Below are 26,652 nucleotides of genomic sequence, written 5' to 3' on the forward strand. Positions count from 1 at the left end.
AGTTGAAAGTTGAAAGTTGAAAGTTGAAAGTTGAAAGTTGAAGACTAAAAGCCTAATCCCAAGTTTCAATAGTTTTCATTAAGGCAGATATCATTTTTGATAACTGCCTAGACTCTTCTATCCAGATTTCTGCTGTTTTTGTATCAACCTCACCAATTTTTAAGGCAATATATATTTGTGAGCGAAGCTCACCACAACTACCTTTAGAGTAAGAGAGAAAACGGCAGTAATCTTTAGCTGTCTTTCTCTCATAACGTTATTCGATGAATCCCTTCATCTCACCTCTACGAGGCCGCACAAGTGCGTTCAAAATTTGCTCCTGCTATTTTGTCAGCAATATTTGATGAAATTGATAATGCAGAGCGTGTAATTTGATCTTTTAAACCAAATTGCTTACTTGCCTTAAAATAAATAAAAACTTCACAAGCTAAATCGGCAGAGCGTTGCCATACATTTAAGTTCTCAAATTGCACAACGCCCCCTAATATAAATTTACCTTAGTTTTTGACTTATACTTTAGCCTTTAACCTTTAAACTTTGTTTATTAATCACTACCAAATAAATCGCGAGTATAAACTTTGTCAGCAATATCACTCAATTCATCAACCATGCGGTTAGACACAATAACGTCAGATATTTGCTTAAACTCGTTTAAGTCTTTAATTACACGTGAGTGATAAAACTCATTTTCTTCAAGCACTGGTTCGTAAACTACAACCTCAATACCTTTAGCTTTAATGCGCTTCATAATGCCTTGGATGGCAGAGGCTCTAAAGTTATCAGACCCAGTCTTCATTACTAAACGATACACACCAACTACTTTAGGGCTACGTTTAATTATTGAGTCTGCAATAAAGTCTTTACGTGTCGTATTAGCATCAACAATTGCACCAATAATGTTGTTTGGTACATTTGCATAGTTTGCACGTAGCTGCTTTGTATCCTTTGGTAAGCAATAGCCACCATAGCCAAACGATGGGTTATTATAATGGCTACCTATGCGAGGGTCTAAACTAACGCCCTGTATAATTTGCTTACTGTTCAAGCCATGAGCTTCAGCGTAGCTATCAAGCTCATTAAAATAAGCAACACGCATTGCTAAATAAGTGTTTGAGAACAACTTAATAGCTTCGGCTTCAGTTGAGTCAGTAAAAAGTACTTCAATATCTTCTTTGATAGCGCCTTGCTTAAGTAAATTGGCAAACACACTTGCACGCTCACTTTGCTCACCAACAACAATACGTGATGGGTATAAGTTATCGTGCAGTGCTTTACCTTCACGTAAAAATTCTGGCGAAAATATTAAGTTATTAATGCCGAGTTTTTCTTTTATCCCTTGCGTAAAGCCAACAGGTACCGTCGATTTAATTACCATAACTGCATTTGGGTTATGCGCTGTGGCATCTTTAATTACAGCTTCTACTGAGTTTGTATTAAAGTAGTTATTTTCTACATCGTAATCGGTTGGTGTAGCAATAATTACAAAATCTGCATTTTTATAAGCTGCTACTTTGTCGGTAGTCGCTGTAAAATTTAAATCGCTACGTGTTAAAAACTCACTAATTTCGGTATCAACTATTGGTGATTTTTTATCATTCAATAGCGCTATTTTTTGTTCGTCTATATCTAATGCGATCACTTCATTGTGTTGTGCGATTAACATAGCGTTAGAAAGGCCTACATAGCCAGTACCTACTACGGCAATTTTCATATTAATCCTTTAAGATTAGTTAATGTACTAGAGCATAATATCAGATGTTCTCAAATAAGTAATAGTGACTCTTTATATACTTAAGAAGGAGGTCTTCTCTGGAGTAAAATATTTATAACTATTATTTGTTACATAAGTTTAAACAGTTTTATTATAAGCGGTTTGCTTTAAATGGTTTTTATAAAGCTACAATTATAAATCGCTTGCACTTGTATCAAGTGGGGCAAAGCTTTTAATTAAATCATCAACCGCTTTCATTTGTGTTAAGTACCCTTCTAACTTACTAAGCGCTAGCGCACATGGGCCATCACATTTAGCTTCGTTAGGATTTGGATGCGCTTCGATAAATAAACCAGCAATACCTAATGCCATACCACTTCGAGCAAGCTCTGCAGCTTGCGCACGACGACCATCAGCAGAGTCAGCTCGTCCACCAGGGCGTTGTAGCGCATGTGTTGCATCAAAAATAACAGGTGCCATTGCTTTCATGTCATCCATACCCAGCATATCAACCACTAAGTTGTTGTAACCAAAGCTAGAGCCACGCTCACAAAGGGCTACGTTGTTATTACCAGCTTCATTAAATTTAGTAATGATATGACGCATTTCATGCGGCGCTAAAAACTGTGGTTTTTTCACATTAATAATTGCCCCCGTTTTAGCCATTGCCACAACTAAATCTGTTTGACGCGCTAAAAAAGCGGGTAACTGAATTATATCAACGACTTCTGCAACAGGTGCAGCTTGATGCGGTTCATGTACGTCAGTAATTAGTGGAATTTTAAACGTGTTTTTAATTTCTTCGAATATTTTTAAACCTTCTTCCATACCTGGTCCGCGGTATGAATTAATTGAAGAGCGGTTAGCTTTATCGAATGATGCTTTAAATACATAAGGAATGTTTAATTTAGTCGTTACCTCTACGTAATGCTCTGCTACGCGCATAGCTAAATCACGAGACTCTAATACATTAATTCCACCAAATAATACAAATGGTTTATTATTTGCTAATTCAACTTTATTAATATTAATAATTTGATTATTCATTAAATACTTTCCTATTTCCATTTACAAACAAGCCAAATAATTATTTGCTATATTTTTTTTCAGGTAAATCTAATTTACGTCTAAAAAAGTTTATAATTTTGCAGTAATTAATCAGTAAAAGCAGGTATGCTGCAAAGACAACTATAAAGCTATAAAACATTAAAAATTCTGGTATTACAAAAACCTCTCCAATTATACCTGCACCTGCAAATACGGATGCAATTGAGCATATTAAAATAAGTGTTTGTGTAGGCGAGTACCCTAAGCGTTGGCATATATGGTGTAAATGCTCGCGATCGGGTTTAAATGGCGATTTACCTTGTTTAACACGGCGTACCATTATTGCAACCATATCCATTAATGGTAATGCAATAAGCCACAATGCGGTTACTGGGCGTATCATAGGGTTCCCTGGGGTTTGGCTTGCGCCAATTAATAACCAAATAACAGTAAAGCCAATCATCATACTACCTGCATCGCCCATAAATACTTTACGCTCACGACCTATTAGGCCAAGGTTCATGACTATATAAGGGATCATACACACGACTAGTAATAGGCATAAATAACTTAAACTTTGCTCGTTACTTATACTTAGTAAAATACCAATCGCACCAAATGTAACTACCGACAGCCCACCTAAAAGACCATCAATACCGTCAACCATATTAAAAGCATTAATACAGCCAATAACAGCAAAAACAGTAATTACCCCACCTACGTAACCATAACCTAAGCTAATATCACCAAATCCTAATATGTTTCCCAGCGTTACAAGCTCTGATTTAGCAAAGTAAATCATTGCTATAGATATAATAGTTTGCACGAGCATGCGTATTTTTACACTTAAGTCATACCTATCGTCTAATGCACCAACAGCAGTTAAACCTACAATACAGCACATATACAAGTTAGCATGGTTAATCATACCTGGGTGAGAGTATATGTATTGCACTATGGTAATACATATAGCTACACCACCAACAAGAGGTATATTGCCAGTATGCATTTTACGGCCAGATGGCTTGTCGACTAACCCTATTTTTCGAGCTGCTTTTCTCATTAAAAATAAACTGGCAAAAGCAATAAAAAAGGTAAACGAGAGATCTAAAAACATATAGTATTCCGATATTGAGGTAGGCAATTACTTACTAAAATTAATAACTAATTTTTAAAGACTATTTAAAGCAAGTAAGTATTTTTTTATCACTATTTTTTCATCAAATTCATTTTCAATTTTATGGCGACTGTTAGTACCAAATTTAAGGCGTTCAGAATGTGACATGGTTATTATTTTATCTAGAGCATCAATTAGGCTTTTAGTGCTTCTTGGTTCACAAATAAAACCATTAAAGCCATTATCAACAGTTTCTCTGCAACCAACATTATCGGTTGTTACTATGGGTTTACCCATAGCGCCAGCTTCAAGTAGAGACTTTGGAACACCTTCACGGTAATACGATGGCAGAACCATACAATCAACCTGCGCTATCTCGGCTTCAACATTGTCAGAAGTACCTAAATAATTAACTACACCTTCATCTACCCAAGCATTCATTTGTGCTTTTGAAACCGCTGAAGGATTATCAACATCTAAAAAGCCTAGTAACCTGAACTCAACACTATTACCATATTTGCTTTTAAGTGCTCGCGCAGCTTCTACGTATTGCCCTATACCTTTATCGAAAAGCATACGAGCAATAAGTAAAAAGCGAGTGACACCATCCTCGGGAGCAGGGGATAGAATAAAACGGGATAAATCGGCGCCAGAACCAGGCAATCTATCCGACTTAACATTCAGAGCTATTTGGTGAGACTTAAATAGTGCTCTATCATCTTCATTTTGAAAAAAAATAAAGTCAGCTTTGCTTTGGCTATATTTGTACAAAACCCTCGCTATTTTTGATGCAGGGCTCTCACTTATAAATAAGGTACCTAAACCTGCTATATTATTAATTGATTTGATGCCTACTAACTTTGCAGCAAGCGTACTATAAATATTATTTTTTGGAGTGAAATTTAAAACGACATCGATACTATTACTTTTATACATTTTATAAAAATTATAAAATGTAGCTAAGTCATTAACAGGGTTTGTACCACCACTATCTATATCAATGTGAATAAACCTACAACCTAGCTCTTCAAGCTTATCTGAGTAGTCATCTTTGGGCGCAATAGCAAAAACTTCAAATCCTTCGTCTATCATTGCTAAAATTGTATTTTTTCTAAAATTGTATAAGTACCAGCTTGTATTGGCTGTAATACCTATTATTTTTATCTTTTCATCCACGATAGTGACCTATATTATTTTTTAAAAATACCAACAACTTTTTGACTACTGCATACAATTAAACAATTAATTTTCATTTGTTCCATTTTCTCATATGCTGCTGATACTGATACATCAGGTGAAATAATGACTGGGCTACTGGTAAAAATATCGATAGCCTTCAAATCAAATATATCCTTTCCGTGTTTTTCCATAGAACGGCGTAAATCACCATCAGTAATTATCCCTTTAGCTTCTCCATTACAAACCATTAGGGCTAGCCCTAGAGAACCTTTAGACATTATATTTATCACATCATAAATTCCGGCATCACTTTGTACTAAAGGTAGTTCATTACTTATCATTTCATCTCTAACTTTAAGCAGTAACTTTCTACCTAAACTTCCACCAGGATGAAACCTAGCGAAGTTTTCTGGTTTAAAAGATCTGGATTCCATAAGAGCTACGGTCAGAGCATCCCCCATAACTAAAGTTGCAGTTGTAGAAGATGTTGGTGCTAACTGTAAAGGGCAAGCTTCTTCTGGCACAGCTATATTTAAAAAGTAATGTGAATTATTTGCAAGTGTAGATCTAGGGTTTCCTGTAATAGCAATTATTTGATTGCCATTATCTTTTAAGAACGGCAATAGCTTAAGCACTTCATCAGTTTCACCTGAGTTTGAAATAGCAATAAATACATCGTTTGGGGTAACCATGCCTAAATCACCATGAAACGCCTCACCTGGGTGCATAAAAAAGCTTGGCGTGCCTGTACTTGCAAACGATGCCGCTATTTTTTTACCGATAATTCCCGACTTACCCATGCCACAAATAATAGTACGGCCTGTTGTGTTTAGTATTATATTTACGGTTTGATCAAACTGGCTATCTAACTGGTTTTCTAGCGCATGTAAGGCTGTTATTTCGGTATTAATTACACGCTTAGCAATATTTAAGGTATTCATTGTTATTCCATTAATGCTTTAACATTTAAGTAATCTTGCTTGGTATCAATACCATGAGGTATATCACCATTGTAGGCCATAACACCTATCGTTAATCCATTACTTATTGCACGTAACTGTTCAAGCTTTTCGAGTTTTTCAAGTTTACATTCTGGGAGTTGGCATAATGTATTTAAGGCATTAACGCTATAAACATAAATGCCTACATGGCGTAAAGCATTACTTAAGTCACTTGGGTTATCGCGGTTTAAAGGGGCTGCGCTTCGGGTAAAATAAAGTGCTTTATTGTGCTCTGTAGTTATAGCTTTAACTACATTAGGGTTAATAAAATCGTCTTGTTTTGTTATTGAAGTTGCTGCAGTCGTTATGTCGTACATTTTATTTTGGCTTGCAAATTTAATTAATTCACTAATTAAGCTTGGCGGTATTAAAGGTTCATCACCTTGTACATTTATTACTAACGTACTGTCATCCCAGCCAAGTTTTGTAGCTACTTCGTTCACGCGGTCAGTGCCGCTAACATGGTTAACCGCAGTCATCAGAACTGGTAATCCAAGTTCATTAGCTTTAGCCTCAATACGCTCATCGTCGGTGGCAATTACAATGTTATTGATACCTAAACCTGCTTCTAAAACACGCTGTACAACGTGCCAAAAAATAGGCTTATTATTAATTTTAAGTAATGGTTTAGCAGGCAGTCTCGATGAGCCATAACGGGCAGGTATTACTACTTTCACTTCATTTAATAACATGTTTACTGCTCCATGTTGTTTACGTCATCAGCTACTATTTTATCTAAAAGTACATTATAAACGTTAGCTAATGTTCCGCAGCGTTTTAGTAGTAGTGTATCAGCCACTTCGCGAACAACACCGCAGCCGCCCTGCGCCTTAGTTATATGTTGTGCGTGTTCTAGTACTAACTCATGAGCATCTTTTGGGGCAAAGCTTACACCGCATACATACATAACTGGTAAGTCGAGCACATCATCACCTACAAAAGCAACTTGGTTTAAACCAATATTTAGCTCATTGCAAATTTTCTCAACACGAGGAAGTTTATTTTTGCAGCCTGTTACTATGTAATTAAAGCCCAGTTTTTCACAGCGCTGTGTTAATGCTTTACTTGCTTTGCCCGACACCACCCCGGTTTTAATACCGTGAGAATGTAAGAGCTCAATAGCGAGCCCATCTTTAACATTAAATTTTTTAAATGACTCTCCTTGAGAATCAATATATATATTGCCATCGGTCATTACACCATCAACATCAAATAGAATTAACTGTATATCTTTCATGTATAAGACCAAGCCCCAATAAAAACCGATTAATAAAAACTCTATTTACAATCAATAAATCCGTATAGAAAGTCCTAGTCATCTAACACACTAAAATAATCTAAAAATAGAACCTCAGGCAGATAACGACGAGAGTAGTCAACACGGTACTTAGCTGACTCCAATGAATTATTATATTTCCAGTGCATTAAACCATCAACAATGGATTCAACAGAAAGATCAACAACACTACCTAACAAGTCACTACTGACTATTTCTGAGAGACCACCAGGGCAATTTGAAACAACTACCGGTTTTGAGTAACAAAGAGCTTCTACCGCAACATTCCCAAACCCTTCTAATCGAGAGGGTATTAAGACAACATTTGCAGCAGAATAAAAGTCACTTAAATTATTTGAAAAACCATGGAAAGTAACATTACTTTCTATCTTGAGCTCTTTCACAATAGCCCTTAGATTGTTTAGTTCTGGACCGCTCCCCAAAATATCGAGATGAACATCAATACCTTTATGTACAAGTGATGCTGTACTCTGAATAGCCAAGTCAAAACCTTTATCATTAATTAAACGGCCAACACATAAGATATTAAAAGAGCCGTTTACAGGGTTTTCGGCTAAAGAAATAAGGCTTCCAATATTTTGCACACTTTCAGCAACGGCGTTGTTAATAACAACAAGCTTACTTTTATCTATATTATAATTTTCAATTAAATCGTTTCGAACCGAATCAGAAACACAGATAACTTTGCTAGAATGTTTAAAAGAGAATTGAGTAAGCAACCGAATAAAAAAGTAAATGACTCTATTATTTCTTATATCTTTAACTGATTTTACAGTATGTTGACTTGCCACAAGCTTAATATTAATAAACAAAGAAGCGATTGCAGACACTAAATTACAAAAGAAAACAGCTGATAGTATACGATCTCCAGAAGATAGAAGCTTAATTAACCTAAACAAAACAATTGGGAAAAGTAACCACTTAGAACTTGTTTTTTTAAGCCCCAGACTCACCACTTCTATATTGTTTTTTTTACACCAATCATAGTAGGGCCCTACTCTACTCAGTGATAAGATCTTTATTGGCCGGTTACTATTTTTTGAAAAATGTGCAAATTTAATGAAAAGCTTTTCAGCTCCACCACCTGAAAAGTCAGGAATAAAGATATATTGAACACTCATGAATAAATTATTTTCCTAAACCAATTGCTGATATGATATTCATCAATGCAACTAAGTTGAACGCATTTAAATTGAGTACCACTTTCTAATTCATCAAAAGTAACTGCATATTGAGCAATAACAGGAGCTAAATCATCAATTTTGCTCCTATTAATATTAAAAAGAACATTTCGCCCAATTGCTATTGCTTCAAAAAATCTCATAGGTATACCGCTCTGCTTCTCCGAAGGGAGCTCTAAAACGAAACTAAATCCCATGTAAAAACTATTAACTTCTTTATTTGTCATTTTTTTAAAAAAAAGGTAGTTAATAGGTATAATATTTAACTTTAAAATATTTTTCAGATAAGCCAGAAAAGGAATATACAGCTTAAATTCCAGCTCGTAGCCTAAGCTTGCAAGCTTTTCTTTAGCAGCAATTAATCGATTTAAACGCTCACCATGATAGCTTCCAATAAAAGCAACTTTTTTATTGTTCTTAGCACTTTCGTTAAGGCTACATTCACTAAAAAAAAGAGGCAAATAACGTAATCCGTATTGCTTACAATCATCATTATCGAAGCTCAATACGCTATCGTAATAAGCGATCACCTCCTTGGCCTTGGGATTATTACTAATAGAATCCCATTGATAGTTGATTAACCTTACGCCATCATGCTTAACTTTTAGTAAGCTTAAAAAATCGGAAGTGATCAACTCTCCTCTAACTATAACAACCTTATCCAAGGATAAGTGATCAGTAGATTTTAAAATATTAGTTAAATGCTTATTCTCAAGGTAAGCTTTTAGTTTAGGGAAAAAGCTTCTCGATAAATTATATATAAACCCACTAGGCCTTTCTGAAAAACACACTAGCTCTATATTTTCAATCTTTTCTGCTTCATTAATCATAACATTTTTATAATTGTAAAAATCAGGACAAATAATAAGTAATTTCAATTTAATTTCACCTTCCCCTTAATAAAACCATAGTTAAAAAGTTTATCTATTTTAAGAAAAACAATAACATACGGAAGTAAAACAACGCTAAACACAACCGATACAACTGAAAAGAAAGCATTATCTCTAACATAGGAATAATCATAGTCAAAAATCATAGAAATTCCGCCATTCAAAAGGACTATAAAAGGCATATGTAAAACAATAATTGGCAATGCTGCATTTGATAGTAAAGTTAAGTAATTAGATAAAAATTTAACCTCTTTTATATAATAAAAAACAGGAAGCGAAGCCCTAAAGAATAAAAAAGTAAAAACAATCAGATAAATTGGATTAGCTATATTTCCACTTGCTAAATCTACCCTTGGGTAGTTAAGTAAACTAATAAGTAAAATAAAAATAATTAGATAGCAACTTGCGTATAAAACATTCTTTGAATCTGTAATAAAAACAGAGCTAAGAAAGTAAATTGGTAGCATTATAAAGCTAGTATAAATACCAAAAGGCATGTTTTCAGGGCTAAAAAATATGTATATTAAGAAACTTAGAAGTACCGAAAACAAAAAACTATAAACTTGAGATTTCAACATTTTAAAAATCAAGTAGCCAAAGACGCTGTAAAAAAAGTAAGCAGTTAAAAACCATATAGGTGTATTCGGTTCCAATCGGCCATTAGAAGCATTCGCATAAGCTAAATTCTTTAATAATTGAAAGGGTTCTAACAATACACTGACACCACTTCCAAAATTTTTTACGAATACAATCCAATATAAAAACGTTATTACACAAGCTAAAATATAAGGATACAACAACCCCTTTACTCTAGAAGTAATAAAAATGGAAAAATCTTTTTTATTTAAAAAATAACCTGCAAAAATGAAAAAAGCGGGCATATGAAATAAATAAATAACTTTGTTAATTTCTGGCCAAGCACTTTGATGGCCAATTACGACCAAAATAAGTAAAAAACCCTTGAGACAATCAATGGTGTTATTACGCAAAATTAATTCGACTCTTTTGTGTAAGTACATATAACAGAGCTAAACCTAACCAAGGGAATGCCATATAAAATGGTGTTGAGGTTGACCAGTGTAAAAAATTAGCAAATAAGCTCGCAAATAATATCAAGATTGAACGCTCAATTTTAAAATAATTATATATTCTAAAAGCAAGAAAAAGGAAAAGGCTAACAAAAATAAGAAATGTAAAAACACCTGTTTCTGCTAATATTTTCAGTGGAAATGAAGCTAACCCTACTTCATGAAGTCTGGAGTAACTCCCAATCCCTCCACCAAAAAATATATTATTAATAAATAAGTCGAAACCATCTGACCATCGACTAAACCTTTCTAGTTTACTATTACTATCAGATAAAACCTTATTATTTATTATTTCATATAAAACATTGCCCAATAGAAAAAAAGTACTTGTTATCCCAACAACTAAACATACAAGCTTTAGTATTTTACTTTTAATATTAACAAGTAAGAAGAACGAGATAATTAGTAAGCCCATAATCCCAGTAGCAGAAAAAGTAGTTAAAATAGAAAAAAAATAGAATGAAAACACTATAGTTTTCAACTTAAATTTATCCCAACTTAAGTATATACATAATGGGGCCATGACATTTAAATACCACGCATAAAAACCAGGCTCTTGAAATATACTTTTATTGCGGAAAAACATACCTCCAAAGTAACCATATCCAACGTTATATGAATCAGGAAAATATATTACTGACTCAGTGATACTAAAATGAAAAATATTTATTACTATAAAATCAACCATTCCATAAATACATATTAAAATAAATGAAACAATGATAGGTCTAGATAAGCTAGGTAAACTCCATTTAGAAAAACACCAAACAGGCACTAAAAAATATAAAAAAGAAATTAAAATAATAGAATAGAAATGGTTCATATTCATATCAACATTGTGTATAAAATTTACAAGTGTCGACGTTAAAAACAAAATGACAAAAACAAAGTAGAAAAATGTAAATTTATCAAGAATTATTTCTTTTTTTAGTATCACAACTAGAAACAGTATGAATGAAATGATAAGAGTAATAGGTACCCATTCATGGAAGGCAAAAGCAGGATTAAACGCATTTAAAAAAAGATAAATACTACCAATCATTTTTAACCTATTTCCCTTAAGACCTTTGCAGGACTCCCAACTACAATTGAGTAATCCGCTACATCTTTATTAACAAAGCTATTAGCCCCAATTACACAATTTTTTCCGATTTTACAACCGTAAATAATTGCCCCCTCACCTATCCATGTACCATCACCAATTTCTACACGACCTATAAATTTTAGCCCTTGGTTTTTTATGGCTATTACATCGTTTTCAAATTTATGGCTCGTATCCGAAATATATACTTTATCTGCAATTAATACACCGTCACCAATCACAACACTTTTTGTGGCAATAATATGTGATAAACGCCCTATATCAGTATTGTTACCAATAATTATTTGTGGTGTTTCTTCAAAGGTCTTCAAAGCCATCAGCCACCCAAAATCAAATACGGTAACCCCTTTACCAATGGTTATGTATTTCATTCCACGTAGTATTGACGGTTTAAATATTAATGATTTTTTCCCAAACGATTTGAAACCATATGATAGAAAGAAAGTTAGAATTTTTGCCCTAACTTTTTTATTAAAATTGAATAGATACTCAATCATAGCTAGAGCCTTTTTTTAATTTGACTAAACTTTTAAAATCAAAAAACACACAAGAAATAACAAAGAACAAGCATGCTTCAATACTTATATAAGTAAACGAATAAAATATATTACTAGTGGTCGGGATTAAAGGCACTATAAGGGTATGAATTAAAACAAGTAAGACGAAAAGTAAAAAGATCTTAAATGTAAATACAATCTTTAATTTGGAAACCCTAACACTTAAAAAATATAACATAACATTACTTAAAAGGTTTACTAAAACAGCCGCTTTATATCCAAAATTAGAATAAGTAAATATAGATATAATAACGTTTAAGCAAAGTACAAAGAAAAAGTTTTTAGTATTGCTAATACCTTTATTACTTAAATTAATGTCTTGCTTCAAAATAGTTACTAACATAAATAAAAAAACAGAAACACACGATAAAACAGGATAAATAAAGCTAACGTGATATTTATTGTCACCAAAGTACTTAACAAAAACATCAAAGTTGAGACCTAATACTAATAACATTGGAATAAAAATTAGGCTAACCACGTTACATACAAAACCTAAAACATTATTTTCGGAGCCATTGACATGACTCTGCCTTATGTATCTGATACTTGTAACAAATATAGTGCCAGTAAAAAATGAAAAGATTACATTAAGAGGAACTTGAATAAAGCTATAAATTCCGGCATCTTCAACACTAGAATAAGTAGACAACAATATTCTCTCAATACCTCTTAGTAAAGCGTATGAGAGTGCTCCAATCACTATGGGCATACCGTATTTATAAGATGATAATAATATTTCTAAAGATAGCTGTGCATTTTTAATTAACTCTATTTTTATGACTGCAAAAAAGAGCAACGAAAATCCAACAGAAATAACTCGACTTAGAAATATGTCATTAAATGCATCGCCACCAATTGATGAATTATGGAGCAAATAAAACACAATAACCCAGCCTGCATTTAAGAGAAAATCATTTAAAGCTATATATTTAGAAAGTGATTTTGATATGTAATATCGCTGAATATACTCAAAACAACATAAAAAAACGAAATAAATAAATACATACATACTAATACTTGAAAAAGTAAAACTAAATATTAATGCGATTAATATCGATAAAAATATAGGCATAATCAAAACCGAGCTAAAAAGCTTGGCATCATCACCTGAACCATCTATCAACTCTCGCAACAAATACTCATAATTAGACAATGATATTAATTGACTTATAAATGGCATTACTAAAAGTATGGTTGTATACAACCCGAACTCAGTAATACTTAAAAGTTTAATAACGTATAGTAAAGATAAAAAGTTTAACAAAAAAGTTGATAGTTTTGACGAAATAAGAAATGCCATATCAGCTTTCGATATGCTTTATAATTTTTGAAACCACAGCATCGCTTTCTATGCTCTCATCCTGAAAATGACCAGGTAATAAGTAGTTATTGTAAAACTGTTCTAAAAATAAATTTACATATTTGTAATTTATTTTTTCTTCAGATGCTTTTTTTATCTGTTCTTTTAATTCATATTTACTATAAACAGGAAAGCAAATTTCACCCCATTTATAATAGGCATCACCAAGTACAACTACTGACTTACCTCTAATTAATGCGTCCATACCAGTCGTTGAATTATTCACTATGATTGACTTAGCGTTATCTATTTGCTTATTTAAGTCTGTGGCATTATCAATCGTTACATTTTTTGACTGATTGATTAACTCGTATATTCTACTATCGTATCGGCCAATATAAAGTGGATGCTCCCGAATTACTAAATCAAGGTTTTTAGGCATCGATTTAATAACATCAAAGACGAGATCAAAAATATCTTTATATAGTTTAGAGTTCAAAATCATTTGCGCATCTGAGGGAACTTGCAAAGCAAGGAGTGAATAATTGGAAGGCAATTTATAGCTTTTGTTATTACTTTTTTTGCTTAATAGTTTTTTCTTTACACGACCGAATAAACTATCCCCAGTTTGCGTATAAATAGGGTAGTAACTCATTAGTAGGTTTGGTGTTATTGAAAACAATAAATCTTTGTAACAATTTAATTTATCTTGTTTTGTTATTTTACTAAAAAACTTATTTTTTAACGGTTTTTTATTTAAAATTTCGAGCATATTTAAGTTGGTTTCTTGGGAAAAGTCTGGGCGAAAAGTAATATTGGAATTAACCCCACTTTCATCAAGAATTGTTGTTCTAAACGGACCCTGCTCGAAATATAATACACTTATATTTTTTTCTTTTGCTAACTCTAGCATAATCGTTGTTTGTGGACGACTATCTCCGGATGAAATAATAAGATCGTAACCAGTTAGTTTACTTTCCCAATATTCATTTATACAGTTTGCTTCATTAGATATTTTTTTCTTCAGGCCAGACAGTTCACTTCTACACTTTAATGTATATTCATAATGGAAACTTTTATCTACTGTCGTTTTACTTTTACCCTGAGCCTTTTCATATAAGGCATCAGTATCCCAATTTGAGTATTTTTTTAGATAATAATATGAAGAGGGGTAATAGCATACAAATGATATATCGCAGTTAATTCTACTTTTTAGTTGCTGCGCTATGACATCAAAATATCTAGCAAAGTCGTAATAATAAACCGTTATTAATATTTTTTTCATAGTTCTAATGTCATTTTTTCTTTAAAACTAATGATCATATCACTTATATCATCAAGAACATTAGATGGTGTGTAATCAGGCATTAACATTTTCAATGTAGTAATATCAGTCACTGGAAACTGTTCATTTGGAAAGTCAATATCATGCCAAATAATCTCACAGCCAGTATTAGCTTGTAATAAATCAGCAATTTGCTCTGCTCTTATGTTATACCCAGCCGCAATATTGATTATTTTTTGTAAACTATTTTTATTATTTGAAATTTTAATACAACAGTTTGCAACGTCGTGTACAGATACATAATCCTTCGAGTAAGTTTTATTTATATACATATCAACCTTACCTTTACTAATTGCATTCCTTGTTATTGCTGGCAAAAATAAAGGACTATTCAATGCTGCACCATAAACATTGCTTGGTCTTAAAATAGATACATCTCTACCGCTTTTTAGACATAATTCTTCGGCAACTAGCTTTGTTAGATTAAATAAGCGACGGTTGTCATCTGCACACACTGTTAGATCATGTTTTTCACTTGATTGTTTTTGGTTCATATATACACGTGTCGACGATATATATATTAGACGTGTAAATTTCGCCACCTCTAATAACTTAGCCAATAAACTAACATTAGCTTCAAATACTGAAAATGGTTCGTTTTTACAATCACCATTACCCGCACAATAAATTACTATACCCAGTTCACGCTCAAATATATTTTTATCATCTCTGGCAGGAATAAAAACATCTTCCCCTAGCCCCTTAAGTTGATTAGCTATCTCAGAACCAATAAAGCCTCGCCCACCAAAAATTGTATATAGAGCCATTAATTGCACCACCCATTGATCAAACTTTCTTTAATTTCACTTAAAGTAGGCTGATATCTATCTTTATCCGATAATAAGGGGGTTTTTATCGGCCAATTAATTTTCAGCTCAGGATCATTCCAAAGTAAACCGCTCTCGTCAGAAGGATCGTAATAATCTGTGCATTTATACTGAAAGTCAGCTATTTCACTTAATACACAAAAACCATGAGCAAAACCTGGTGGGACATAAAACTGAAGTTTATTTTCACCTGTCAGTAATACTGCCTCATGCTGTCCGAATGTAGCTGAACCTGGACGTAAATCCACTGCAACATCAAATACCTCGCCATCAGTAACTGTCACTAACTTTCCTTGTTGCTTTGTTTTTTGAAAATGTAGGCCCCTAAGCACTCCTTTTGTTGAGCGAGAACGATTATCTTGAATAAAATCTGCAGTAATACCAGCTGCTTTATAGCGCTCTTTCTGATACATCTCATAAAAAAAACCTCTATCGTCATCAAATACTTTTGGCTCAATAATTAAAAGGTCTTTTATTTTGGTTTTAATTACATTCATATTTTATTTTTCACTAACTATTTTGTAATGTTCAATAAATATTGACCATACCCTGTTTTAATTAAATCATTACCAATCTCGCGCACTTGATTTTTAGTTAGCCAGCCTTGCATTAATGCAATTTCTTCTAAGCAGGCAATTTTAAAGCCTTGGCGCTTTTCAACGGTTTGAACAAATTGAGATGCCTCTAATAGTGAATCATGTGTACCAGTATCAAGCCAAGCAAAGCCACGACCTAGCTGCTCAACACTCAACTTACCTTGCTCTAAATAAGCTTGATTTATACATGTAATTTCTAGCTCACCACGCGATGATGGCTTAACACTTTTAGCAATTTCAATCACAGAGTTGTTATAAAAATATAAACCAGTCACAGCCCAGTTTGACTTCGGTTTTTTTGGTTTTTCTTCAATTGAAAGCGCTTTAAAATTTTCGTCGAATTCAACAACGCCAAACCGCTCAGGGTCCATTACTTGATAACCAAACACACTCGCACCAGTTAAGTTTTGAGCAGCATTTTTAAGTTGTTTACCAAATGCTTGCCCAAAAAATATATTATCACCAAGTGCTAAACACACGTCGTCTTTACCTATGAATGATTCGCCAATAATAAAGGCTTGCGCTAAGCCATCAGGAGAAGGCTGAACTTTATATGTAAGACTTATACCAAATTGCGAACCATCACCGAGCAAACGAATAAAACCTTCTTGCTCCTCTGGTGTTGTAATTATTAGCACTTCGTTTATACCAGCTAGCATTAGTACTGATAACGGATAATAAATCATTGGCTTATCATAAATAGGAAGTAATTGTTTCGATACTCCCTTCGTTATCGGGTGCAATCGTGTACCTGAACCACCAGCTAAAATAATTCCTTTCATGTTACTCTCCTCCGGTATTTGTGTTTATTTCACCAAGACGTTCACGCTGATAAGAACCAGTTTGAACATTTTGACACCACGTTTGATTATCTAAATACCATTGAACAGTTTTATGCAGGCCTGTTTCAAAAGTTTCAACCGGCGTCCAATTTAATTCAGCGCTCATTTTAGTAGCATCAATTGCATATCGGCGATCGTGGCCAGGGCGATCAGTTACAAATATTATTTGCTCTGAATAATTAGAATCTTTGGGCACTAAATCATCTAAGATACTGCAAATAGTCTGCACGACTTCAATATTTTGCTTCTCGTTGTGACCGCCAATATTATACGTTTCACCGATTTCACCTTCAGTTACTACCTTGTATAAGGCTCGAGCGTGATCTTCTACATACAACCAATCGCGAATTTGGTCACCTTTACCATAAATAGGTAAATCTTTACCTTCAAGTGCATTTAAAATAACTAATGGGATAAGCTTTTCAGGAAAATGATAAGGCCCGTAGTTATTTGAGCAGTTAGTGATAATAGTAGGAAAACCATACGTTCTTAACCAAGCTCTAACCAAGTGATCGCTCGATGCCTTACTTGCTGAGTAAGGACTACTTGGTGCATAGGATGTTTCTTCAGTAAATAGCGGAAGCTCTTGACCAAATGTATTACCTTCTTGCTCATCTGGGTGAGGTAAATCACCATACACTTCATCAGTAGATATATGATGAAACCTAAAAGCGAGCTTTGCGCTATCTTCTAGTGTATTCCAATACTCACGAGCAGCTTCAAGCAAATTATAAGTACCGACAATATTGGTTTGTATAAACTCTGCTGGGCCAGTAATAGAACGATCTACATGGCTTTCAGCTGCTAAATGCATTACTGCATCGGGCTTATGTGATTTAAAAATACGATCAAGCTCTGCACGATTACAAATATCTACGTGCTCAAAACAGTAACGTTCAGACTCTTGTGCATTAGGAAGAGACTCAAGATTTCCTGCATACGTCAATGCATCAACATTAACTACGCTATCTTGGGTATTAGAAAGAATATGACGAATAACGGCGCTACCAATAAACCCTGCGCCACCAGTTACTAATATTTTCACAACAGATGCCTTTAAATTTGGATGTAATTTCATGTGAAAGCTGCTTTTTACCAGCCTCAAATATGATTTATATCGACAAAGCATCTCAGCCATTTATTTACTGAGATATTTTTTAAAACTGAGACAGCCGATTGTGACTATCTCTTTGGAAGACAATTTTTTACTTTTATTAAAAAGTGGCTAATAAGCCTTAATTTAAACTAAAGGCTACTTATCGCTTTTGTATTCGTAGTTGTAATATCCATAATACCCATACGCATTACTCGCTTTTTTAACTACACCGTTAAATACAACGCCTTTTACGTCTATGCCGTTTTGTTCAAAGCGGTTACGGGTTAGGTCAATTTCGCGTAAGTGGTTTTGTCCAAAACGAGCAACGAGTAAAGTGGTGCCTGTATGTGCACTTACAATAGCAGGGTCGGTAACTGCTAAAATTGGAGGGGTATCGATAATTATAATGTCGTAAGCGGCGCTTACTTCTTCAACCAACTTACTAAAATTGCTATGCATTAATAGCTCAGAAGGGTTTGGCGGTATTTGCCCACGTGTAATAACACTTAAACCTTCAACTTTAGTTGGTTTAGTAACTTGCTCTAGGTTTAAACGGCCAGATAGGTAATCACTTAATCCATCATCCCACTTTAAACCAAACTGTGTTTGTAAGTAGCCTTTACGCATATCGGCATCAATAATAAGTACTTTTTTACCGCTTTGAGCGAGTACAGAGGCTAAGTTAACCGATATAAACGATTTACCCACACTTGGGCTTGGGCCAGATATAGCAATAATGTTATTTTTAGCTTCCATCATCGCAAAGTGCAGGCTCGTACGTAAGCTACGTAGTGCCTCAATTGCTAGGTCAGCTGGGTTATCTAGCGCTAGTATACTTTTAGGCTTGTTTGTTTTATTTTTGCGGGCTCGCTCGGCAAAGCCACTTAGCTTATCTTGATAATCTGAGTGCGGTACACTTGCGTATACAGGTAAGCCAAGCGCTTCAATTTCTGCGGGGTCTTCAACGCCTTTGTGTATTGCTTTCTGTATAAGCACAACAGCCACGGCTAACATACCACCAAGCATAGTAGCCATTACCACTATTAATGCTTTTTTAGGTTTTACTGGCTTGCTGGTATTTACCTCGGCGTAGTCAATAATACGTACGTTACCTACGGTACCAGCCCGGACGATATCAAGCTCTTGTGTTTTACTAAGCAGTAATGTGTAAATTTGGTTACTTACCTCAACATCGCGCTTTAAGCGCAGTAGCTCTTGCTGAGTTTCTGGGAGGTTACCCACCTCACCAACTAGCTCTTGCTTTTGTTTATTTACAGCCTCTATTTGCTCCATCATACCTTGGTATGTTGGGTGGTCTTTTTTAAATTTTCGGCCAAGTTCTAAACGTTTTAGGTTTAGCTCTTGTAACTTGGTTTCAAGCTTTACAACTTGTTCAAGCACGCCTTGTGTTTCGAGCGTTATGTTTATTGACTGGCGTTTTATTTGGTAGTCGTTAAAGCGTTGCTCTGCGTATTCAAGCTGTTTTTTAATTTCAGGTAATTGTACTTCTAAAAATTCCAGCGACTTTTGCGCCTCTGCGCTGTTGCGCTCAACGTTACGGCGTACATATATTGCTGCTACCTTATCAAGCACCTTTTCAGCATAGCTAGGTTTTGTACTTTGTAAGCTTAAATTAATTATGCCTGAGTCTTTACCTTTTTCGCTTGCGCCAATAGCTGCTTGTAAATCTAAAATAGTATTAAGGCGATCTTTACGAGTAATTGTAAACTCTGTACCAGGGCGTGCATTTAAAGTACGAATAGTTAAGTTAAATTTACCATTTGTAAGCTCCTCACCAACTTTACCTGATAATATTTGCTCACTGTCGCCATTTAAAAGTATAAGGCTGTTGTTAGCTTGTGCTACCAAAGTAAATGTTTGATTTACTGCTGTACGTGGTACATCAAACCTAAATACATTTATGCTCTCACCACCCCATGCGTAGCTATTAGCACCAAAGCTAGGCTCAGCTAAATCGCCATCTTCCATTGGGGTGAATTTACGATAAGCGCGACTACCAATAAACGGGAATAGTTTAGGCTCTGCTATAACATCAAGCTTTAAAGTGTCTACTGCCTCGCCTATTATGCTTCGCGACTTTAGTAGCTCTATTTCGGTTACTGCGGCCGATGTACTTTCGAACATGCCTGCCATATCGTCAAAACCAGGGACTGATGCGCTGCCGTCTTCAACTTGTATCATTGCTGTTGCTTGGTAAACAGGCGTACTTAATACTGCATAAATAATACCTACAAACATAAACAGCGCAGTTACCGCTATTATAAAATATTTGCGATCGAGCAATGCGCCTAATAGCGCCATTAAATCAATTTCTTGCGTTGGTTGTGTGTTATTAGTACTTTTATTATTAGCGTTACTAGCGCTGTTATTCGGCTGGGTATTCATTAAATTAGCCATTCCTTATAAATACTTTTGCCAAGCGCTACACGCGCTGTCGATTAATGTATAAACGTGTTCAAAAGCCTCTTGGCTTTGGCGGTATGGGTCTGGTATTTCGGCGTTATTAATCCACTTACCGAGTAAGAACGTTTTACCTCGCGCCTCTGGATAACGAGCATGTACGTCGTTTAAATGGCGTTCTTCCATTACGAGTATTACGCTGTTTTGCGCCACTAAGCTTGATGTAAGCTGCTGGCCTTGGTGAGCATCCATATTAACGCCATGTGCGAGTGCGATTTGTTTTGCTTTTGCATCTGCTGGTTTGCCTTCAAGTGCTGTTAGCCCAGCAGACGATACTTTAATATTTTTGCCTTCAAGCTTTTGCTTTAAAACATACTCACCGGTAGGGCTGCGGCAAATATTACCTGCGCACACTACTAAAACTGAATCAAACATTTTTAAAAACCCTTAGTTTGCAGTTATATCGTCAACACTATCTACAGTAGCGATTGACGGTAATAGTAAGCTAATTACACGGTTCCAACGGGCAAGTGGTGCCGATGTTACATATACAATATCGCGCGGTTGTAGTTCAAACTGCTCAGCTAATACCATTGCCGCTATATTTTTAGCGTGTAACTGGTATACGTTTGCGATAACACCGGTTTGCTCTACGTCACTTTTGCGCAGTACAAATACGCCGTTAGCGTCGGCTGTATTTTCGTTTAAACCGCCCGAGTCGCTTAGCGCTTCGGCCAAGTTTAAACCATAACGGTTAAGCGTTACTGAACCTGCTTTTTTAACATCACCTAATACAAATATTTTTTGTGCATCGTTACGATTTACATGCACTATATCGCCATGTTGCAATAAACGGTTTTGCGAAATGTCACCATGGGCATAAAAGTCATCAAGTTTAATAACTTCTGTTTTATCGCCACGGGTAAATGTAACAGTGCGCCAATCGGCAGCATCAGTTAAGCCGCCAGCTTGGTTTAAGGCATCAATTAAGGTAAGTGGAATTTCGGTTACTGGATATACACCAGGCTTGTTTACTTCACCGGTAACGTAGGTTTTTTGGCTTCTAAAGCCAACTACTTTTACGTCTACTTGTGGGTCTTCTATTACTCGGCTTAGACGTTTTACAAGTTCGTTGCGTACTTGACTTATTGTTTTACCTGCAGCGGGTATATTTGGTGCGTAGGCGTAAGTAATGGTGCCGTCTCGTTGTACTCTAAAGCCGTCAAACTCTGCGGTACGTTGTACTGCTGCCGGTATTGTTAGCTCTGGGTGATCCCATACGCCTATTGTTAGTACGTCGCCAACACCTAGTTTGTATTCGTAGTTACTTACGTTTAAACCATCGGTGCTTGAAATTGGTTTAGCTGCTATACGCGCTTGATTTTGTTTATTTATTAGTAGCGAGTCGATTATTTGAATGTTTACTTTTTCGAGATCTTGTTCGAGGTTTTGTGTTTGCTCGCCTGAGTCTATACCTTCAAAGTGGCTGCCTGGTACTATTGTACAGCCGGTCATGCTTAGTATTGCGAGTATTGATGCGAGTGATTTACAGCTTAACGCCATTGTAGAATCCCAAAATTATTTTAATATTGCACTTACTCACCAACCTTGGTGAGCACTTGTATTTTAGCCGACTAATTAAAGCATGTGCACTATTGTGAAGCAATAGCCTTTGCTTTGTAAAAGCTTTGTTACTAAGTTTTTAATTAGCACTGAAATTATATCAGTATTTTCATAAGGTCTTTATGAATAAATTTAATTGATAGCCGTTTTTAGTAAAGCACTTAACGCATTCATCACCAATTGTACAAAGAGAAGCGAATTACAAGTCATTTAAACAAGTGCTTTATGGCTATTTACTTCTCTAAAGCGCAGTGCGCTCGACCTCTTTGTGAATAACCCTTATTACGAGCTTTGCTCGTCACGCCAGCAAGCTGCGCGTCTACAAAGTAACTTAACCACGGTGTTAAACTTTGCCGCTGGGCTTTAACGTTAAAAGCGCAGCGTGCTCATAACTTCTTTTTGAAATACATTTATTGATAATTGCACAAAGAGAAGCGAATGAGGAGTAAATGAGAAGCCATTTAAACAAGTACTTGTGGCTGTTTACTTCTCTAAAGCGCAGTGCCCTCTTAACCTCTTTGTGAATAAATCACTTAAAATATGATTGCACAAAGAGAAGCGAATGAGGAGTAAATGAGAAGCCATTTAAACAAGTACTTGTGGCTATTTACTTCTCTAAAGCTCAGTGTGCTCTTAACCCTTTTGTGAATAAGCCTTATTACGAGCTTTGCTCGTCACGCCAGCAAGCTGTGCGTCTACAAGTCAACTTAAGCACGGTGTTTTAAGTGCTTCAGGCACGCTTCCGCCCTTAGGTTACAGTTCCTAGTTACTGATATAAAAACTATTTTTTCGCGGCATAAAGCCGCTGCTACGTTTTTAGTTATTATTGCTTAATATCTTTATTATCTACACTTACTTCAATTTTTTGATTAAGTAAGTTAATTAGTAAAATACTGCGCAAGTCGCCGTCTGGCTCTTTGTATATTGCTTGTATATTACTAAATGAATCGTTATTCACACTTACTACATCACCTGTTTTTGGTATTTTTGATTCTATAGTATGTGCACGTTCATTTTTTAACTGGTCAATTATGTGCTTAGAAACCAACTGATAACTTGCCCCATAAGAAACAAAACCGCCTATTCCACGGGTGTTTTTTACAGCAGAAAAGTTACCATTTTTTGATTCAAGGCATACAAATAAATAATTAGGGAATAAAGCGGTGTGTTTGACGGTCCGACGACCTTTAACCAACCTTTCGGTAGTTAATTGGGGGTAAAACGCTTCAATCCCTTGATTTTGCAAGTTAGTTTTAGCTCGCTCTTCTTGCTTAGGTTTGCATACGACTAAATACCAACATTCCATAGTAGCCCTTAATACATAACTAAATTGCAAAAAATACAATTCCAAACTAAACAACGGCGGCATTATAGCCAACATAGAGTACCTATGTAAATAAGCCTTAGCGGTTAATAGTCACTCACTTTAACAAATATTGTTATTGAGTTTAAAGGGAGTAAAGGCTTTAACGCTAGTTTAGTACCCATAAAGCCATGTTTAGGTTAGGCTAAACAAAAGTTTAGCCGCGAAAATTTATTAAAAACTTTAATTAATATTTTTTAATAAATATATAAGTAAGAGCGCGAAGTAAATTCGCACCTACAGGTTGGTGTATGTTTGTAGGTGATATGTTGTAAGTGAAGTATTAATTTAGCCCAAGCGTTAGAACCTTGAATAATTATCGCTTTACTTCTACCTTAAAATTCAATGTAACAAATTGATGACAAGGAAGCACAATGCAAATACTTCACCACGGAGCAGTTAATGGCGTTACTGGTTCGTGCCACGAGCTGGTAGTTAACGAGCAAGCAAGTGTGCTTATTGATTGCGGGTTATTTCAAGGCGAAGACTCTAAAGTCGATCTTTCAATTGAGTTTAATATTACCCATGTTACTGCCCTTATTGTTACCCATTGCCATATTGACCATGTTGGCCGAATTCCTTATTTATTAGCAGCCGGTTTTAAAGGCCCTATTTTTACAAGTATTGCATCGGCCAGTTTATTACCTTTAGTAATAGAAGATGCTTTAAAAGTGGGTGTAACCCGCGACCCTAAAATTATAGCTGCCTGCTTAAGCTTATTAAATAAACGCATAGTTGCTGTTAATTATAAAACGTGGTTTGAACTACCTTGCAAAGGGCTCAATAAAGCTAAAGCGCGGTTTCAGCGTGCAGGCCATATATTAGGTTCTGCCTACGTTGAAATTGATATTACAAATAGCAATAACAGCAAACATCGCGTTGTATTTTCGGGAGACTTAGGCGCGCCCTATACCCCGTTACTCCCTTCGCCAAAGCCGCCCTATAAAGCCGATACCCTCGTTATTGAATCAACCTACGGGGATAAAAATCATCAAGGCCGTAAAGAGCGCACAAAAACGCTAAAAAACATTATTGAACGCGCCGTAGCCGACAACGGCGTTATTTTAGTACCGGCTTTTAGTATTGGCCGCACACAAGAACTGCTGTATGAGCTGGAGCAACTCATACACAGCTCATCTAAAAAGTCTAAGTGGCGAGACATTCACGTAATACTCGACTCCCCTATGGCAGCCAATTTTACTGAGCAATACAAAAACTTTAAACACTTATGGGATAGCGAAGCTAAACGCAAAGTTGCAAACGGTAGGCACCCGCTCGATTTTAAAAACCTAACTACGGTTGATTCACACAAAGAGCACTTGGCTGTTATTAACTATTTAAGTACGCGGCAAACACCAGCAATAATATTAGCGGCAAGCGGTATGTGCACAGGGGGGCGAATAGTTAATTATCTTGAGCGATTTTTAAGTGACAAAACCACCGATGTATTGTTTGTAGGTTACCAAGGTAATAAAACGCTAGGTCGCGAAATTCAAAAATATGGCCCACGTAATGGCTATGTTTTTATAAATGATGCCCGCATTACTATAAACGCCAAAGTACATACAATTAGTGGATACAGCGCCCATGCTGATCAAAAAGGATTAGTTAAGTTTGTAACGGGTATGCATAAAAAGCCAAGCCATATAAAAATTGTGCATGGCGATGATGATGCAAAAAACGCGTTAGCAGCAAAGTACAAGGAAGTGTTAAGTAGTGAAGTTAAAATAGAGATTGGTGAATTGTAGGCGTGAAGCTTGTTATCGCAATTTAATAAATACGTAAAAGCTGCGCTTTTAGTGCGCCAGCAAGCAAAGCGCTCACATACGTTGGAGGATGAAAATCCACGTAGGCGTGAAGCTTGCTCACGCTATTTAATTTATTCAAATGGAAATTAATTATATGGCAAACACACATAAACGTTTAAAAGGACGCTGCACTTCGGTAAACGCTTATTACTCTATTACAATTTGTTGTGATTTTCGTAAGCCATTATTTGCTAACTTTTTATGTGCACGGTTAATTGCGAGTGAACTCATTAAATTTTCAAAAAACAATTCACTTAATACTATCTGCTACGTAATCATGCCTGATCATATACATTGGATTTTACAGTTAAATAGTAGCCTTAACCTTTCAAACCTAGTTAGGAATTTTAAAAACATTACAACTTATAGACTTAATAAACATAGCGGTACGCATGGAAGGATATGGCAATCAAATTACTATGACCACAAAATAAGAAATAATGAAGATTTAATAGGTCAAGCGAGGTATATAGTCGCAAACCCTTTACGTGCTGGCTTAGTGGACAACATAAAGAAATATCCATATTGGGATTGTGTTTACTTGTAAAGCGGTGGCTTTAAAGCGCCAGTAAGCAAGGCGCCTACATGGTCACCATACATCGAGGATGAAAAATTCGCGTAGGCGTGAAGCTTGCTCACGCAAGTTAATAAATACGTAAAAGCTGCGCTTTTAGTGCGCCAGCAAGCAAGGCGCCTACATGGTTACATACACCGAGGATAAAAATCCACGTAGGCGTGAAGCTTGCTCACGCAAGTTAATAAATATATAAAAGCAGCGCTTTTAGTGCGCCAACAAGCAAGGCGCCTACATATTGACCTAGACCGAGGATGAAAAATCCAAGTAGGCGTGAAGCTTGCTCGCGCAATTTAATAAATACGTAAAGCTGCGCTTTTAGTGCGCCAGCAAGCAAGGCGCATACATGGTCACTACACACCGAGGGGTAATCCACGTAGCAAGTTAATAAATATGTAAAAGCTGCGCTTTTAATGCGCCAGCAAGCAAGGCGCCTACATGGTCACTATACCGAGGATGAAAAATCCACGTAGGCGTGAAGCTTGCTCACGCAAGTTAATAAATACGTAAAGCTGCGCTTTTAGTGCGCCTGCAAGCAAGACGCTTACATGGTCACCATACACCGAGGGGTAATCCACGTAGCAAGTTAATAAATATGTAAAAGCTGCGCTTTTAATGCGCCAGCAAGCAAGGCGCCTACATGGTCACTATACCGAGGATGAAAAATCCACGTAGGCGTGAAGC

25 protein-coding genes and 1 pseudogene are annotated in these 26,652 nt (G+C 35.6%); 2 read left to right on the top strand and 24 right to left on the bottom strand.

The genetic code is table 11. From position 1 onward, the window contains the following. Positions 1–52 precede the first annotated feature (52 nt). The 24 genes and pseudogenes from H5089_RS20315 to rfaH all read right to left on the bottom strand — a co-directional run. Positions 53–193: pseudogene (locus H5089_RS20315) on the bottom strand (four helix bundle protein); the annotation flags it as partial. A 91-nt stretch (positions 194–284) separates the two neighbouring features. Beyond that, on the bottom strand, positions 285–473 hold the full coding sequence (locus H5089_RS20425; protein ID WP_310735804.1) for a four helix bundle protein: 189 nt from the start codon (positions 471–473) through the stop codon (positions 285–287). Between the two features lie 71 nt (positions 474–544). Further along, a complete protein-coding gene (locus tag H5089_RS09595; protein WP_182712088.1) occupies positions 545–1,711 on the bottom strand; it encodes a nucleotide sugar dehydrogenase in 1,167 nt (388 codons plus the stop codon). 192 nt (positions 1,712–1,903) lie between these two features. Further along, the gene (gene kdsA, locus H5089_RS09600) at positions 1,904–2,758 is read right to left on the bottom strand and encodes a 3-deoxy-8-phosphooctulonate synthase (protein WP_182712089.1); all 855 of its coding nucleotides are present in this window, start codon (positions 2,756–2,758) and stop codon (positions 1,904–1,906) included. A 40-nt stretch (positions 2,759–2,798) separates the two neighbouring features. Beyond that, complete coding sequence (gene wecA / locus H5089_RS09605) at positions 2,799–3,875, bottom strand: UDP-N-acetylglucosamine--undecaprenyl-phosphate N-acetylglucosaminephosphotransferase (protein WP_182712090.1); 1,077 nt, start codon at positions 3,873–3,875, stop codon at positions 2,799–2,801. 54 nt (positions 3,876–3,929) lie between these two features. Beyond that, a complete protein-coding gene (locus H5089_RS20430) occupies positions 3,930–5,051 on the bottom strand; it encodes a glycosyltransferase family 4 protein (protein ID WP_220486936.1) in 1,122 nt (373 codons plus the stop codon). Positions 5,052–5,065: 14 nt separating this feature from the next. Next, positions 5,066–5,995, bottom strand: a complete 930-nt coding sequence (locus H5089_RS09615; protein WP_182712091.1) for an SIS domain-containing protein — start codon at positions 5,993–5,995, stop codon at positions 5,066–5,068. Between the two features lie 2 nt (positions 5,996–5,997). Then, positions 5,998–6,747 carry a 3-deoxy-manno-octulosonate cytidylyltransferase gene (kdsB, locus tag H5089_RS09620; RefSeq protein ID WP_182712092.1) on the bottom strand — a complete coding sequence of 250 codons (750 nt, stop codon included), beginning with the start codon at positions 6,745–6,747 and terminating at the stop codon, positions 5,998–6,000. 2 nt (positions 6,748–6,749) lie between these two features. Further along, positions 6,750–7,292, bottom strand: coding sequence for an HAD family hydrolase (locus H5089_RS09625; RefSeq protein ID WP_182712093.1), 543 nt, complete (start codon positions 7,290–7,292; stop codon positions 6,750–6,752). Positions 7,293–7,366: 74 nt separating this feature from the next. Next, complete coding sequence (locus tag H5089_RS09630) at positions 7,367–8,473, bottom strand: glycosyltransferase (RefSeq protein WP_182712094.1); 1,107 nt, start codon at positions 8,471–8,473, stop codon at positions 7,367–7,369. After that, positions 8,470–9,411, bottom strand: coding sequence for a hypothetical protein (locus H5089_RS09635; protein ID WP_182712095.1), 942 nt, complete (start codon positions 9,409–9,411; stop codon positions 8,470–8,472). The genes H5089_RS09630 and H5089_RS09635 overlap by 4 nt, the downstream gene beginning before the upstream one ends. Further along, positions 9,408–10,412, bottom strand: a complete 1,005-nt coding sequence (locus tag H5089_RS09640; RefSeq protein WP_182712096.1) for an acyltransferase family protein — start codon at positions 10,410–10,412, stop codon at positions 9,408–9,410. The genes H5089_RS09635 and H5089_RS09640 overlap by 4 nt, the downstream gene beginning before the upstream one ends. Next, on the bottom strand, positions 10,405–11,553 hold the full coding sequence (locus H5089_RS09645) for an O-antigen ligase (protein WP_182712097.1): 1,149 nt from the start codon (positions 11,551–11,553) through the stop codon (positions 10,405–10,407). Before H5089_RS09645 ends, H5089_RS09640 begins: the two co-directional genes overlap by 8 nt. 2 nt (positions 11,554–11,555) lie before the next feature. Continuing rightward, entirely contained in the window at positions 11,556–12,110 is a 555-nt protein-coding gene (locus tag H5089_RS09650) for a DapH/DapD/GlmU-related protein (RefSeq protein ID WP_182712098.1), read from the bottom strand. Beyond that, on the bottom strand, positions 12,103–13,473 hold the full coding sequence (locus H5089_RS09655) for a lipopolysaccharide biosynthesis protein (protein ID WP_182712099.1): 1,371 nt from the start codon (positions 13,471–13,473) through the stop codon (positions 12,103–12,105). Before H5089_RS09655 ends, H5089_RS09650 begins: the two co-directional genes overlap by 8 nt. A 1-nt stretch (position 13,474) precedes the next feature. After that, on the bottom strand, positions 13,475–14,758 hold the full coding sequence (locus H5089_RS09660) for a hypothetical protein (RefSeq protein ID WP_182712100.1): 1,284 nt from the start codon (positions 14,756–14,758) through the stop codon (positions 13,475–13,477). Continuing rightward, on the bottom strand, positions 14,755–15,585 hold the full coding sequence (locus tag H5089_RS09665) for an NAD(P)-dependent oxidoreductase (RefSeq protein WP_182712101.1): 831 nt from the start codon (positions 15,583–15,585) through the stop codon (positions 14,755–14,757). The genes H5089_RS09660 and H5089_RS09665 overlap by 4 nt, the downstream gene beginning before the upstream one ends. Beyond that, entirely contained in the window at positions 15,585–16,142 is a 558-nt protein-coding gene (rfbC, locus tag H5089_RS09670; RefSeq protein WP_182712102.1) for a dTDP-4-dehydrorhamnose 3,5-epimerase, read from the bottom strand. Before rfbC ends, H5089_RS09665 begins: the two co-directional genes overlap by 1 nt. A gap of 17 nt (positions 16,143–16,159) precedes the next feature. Further along, a complete protein-coding gene (gene rfbA / locus H5089_RS09675) occupies positions 16,160–17,023 on the bottom strand; it encodes a glucose-1-phosphate thymidylyltransferase RfbA (protein WP_182712103.1) in 864 nt (287 codons plus the stop codon). A gap of 1 nt (position 17,024) precedes the next feature. Further along, complete coding sequence (gene rfbB / locus H5089_RS09680) at positions 17,025–18,128, bottom strand: dTDP-glucose 4,6-dehydratase (RefSeq protein ID WP_182712175.1); 1,104 nt, start codon at positions 18,126–18,128, stop codon at positions 17,025–17,027. 207 nt (positions 18,129–18,335) lie between these two features. Continuing rightward, a complete protein-coding gene (locus H5089_RS09685; RefSeq protein WP_182712104.1) occupies positions 18,336–20,585 on the bottom strand; it encodes a polysaccharide biosynthesis tyrosine autokinase in 2,250 nt (749 codons plus the stop codon). A 15-nt stretch (positions 20,586–20,600) separates the two neighbouring features. After that, positions 20,601–21,035: a low molecular weight protein-tyrosine-phosphatase gene (locus tag H5089_RS09690; RefSeq protein ID WP_007582278.1), complete on the bottom strand. Its 435-nt coding sequence runs from the start codon at positions 21,033–21,035 to the stop codon at positions 20,601–20,603. Between the two features lie 12 nt (positions 21,036–21,047). Further along, positions 21,048–22,163, bottom strand: coding sequence for a polysaccharide export protein (locus H5089_RS09695; RefSeq protein ID WP_182712105.1), 1,116 nt, complete (start codon positions 22,161–22,163; stop codon positions 21,048–21,050). 883 nt (positions 22,164–23,046) lie between these two features. Next, positions 23,047–23,529, bottom strand: a complete 483-nt coding sequence (rfaH, locus tag H5089_RS09700) for a transcription/translation regulatory transformer protein RfaH (RefSeq protein WP_101218015.1) — start codon at positions 23,527–23,529, stop codon at positions 23,047–23,049. A 431-nt stretch (positions 23,530–23,960) separates the two neighbouring features. Between rfaH and H5089_RS09705 the strand changes: the two genes are divergently transcribed. Further along, positions 23,961–25,334, top strand: coding sequence for an MBL fold metallo-hydrolase RNA specificity domain-containing protein (locus tag H5089_RS09705; protein ID WP_182712106.1), 1,374 nt, complete (start codon positions 23,961–23,963; stop codon positions 25,332–25,334). Positions 25,335–25,488: 154 nt separating this feature from the next. Further along, a complete protein-coding gene (locus tag H5089_RS09710; protein WP_182712107.1) occupies positions 25,489–25,941 on the top strand; it encodes an REP-associated tyrosine transposase in 453 nt (150 codons plus the stop codon). Positions 25,942–26,652 lie beyond the last annotated feature (711 nt).

The sequence above is a fragment of the Pseudoalteromonas sp. SR45-1 genome (assembly GCF_014163655.1).
GTDB lineage: Bacteria > Pseudomonadota > Gammaproteobacteria > Enterobacterales > Alteromonadaceae > Pseudoalteromonas > Pseudoalteromonas distincta.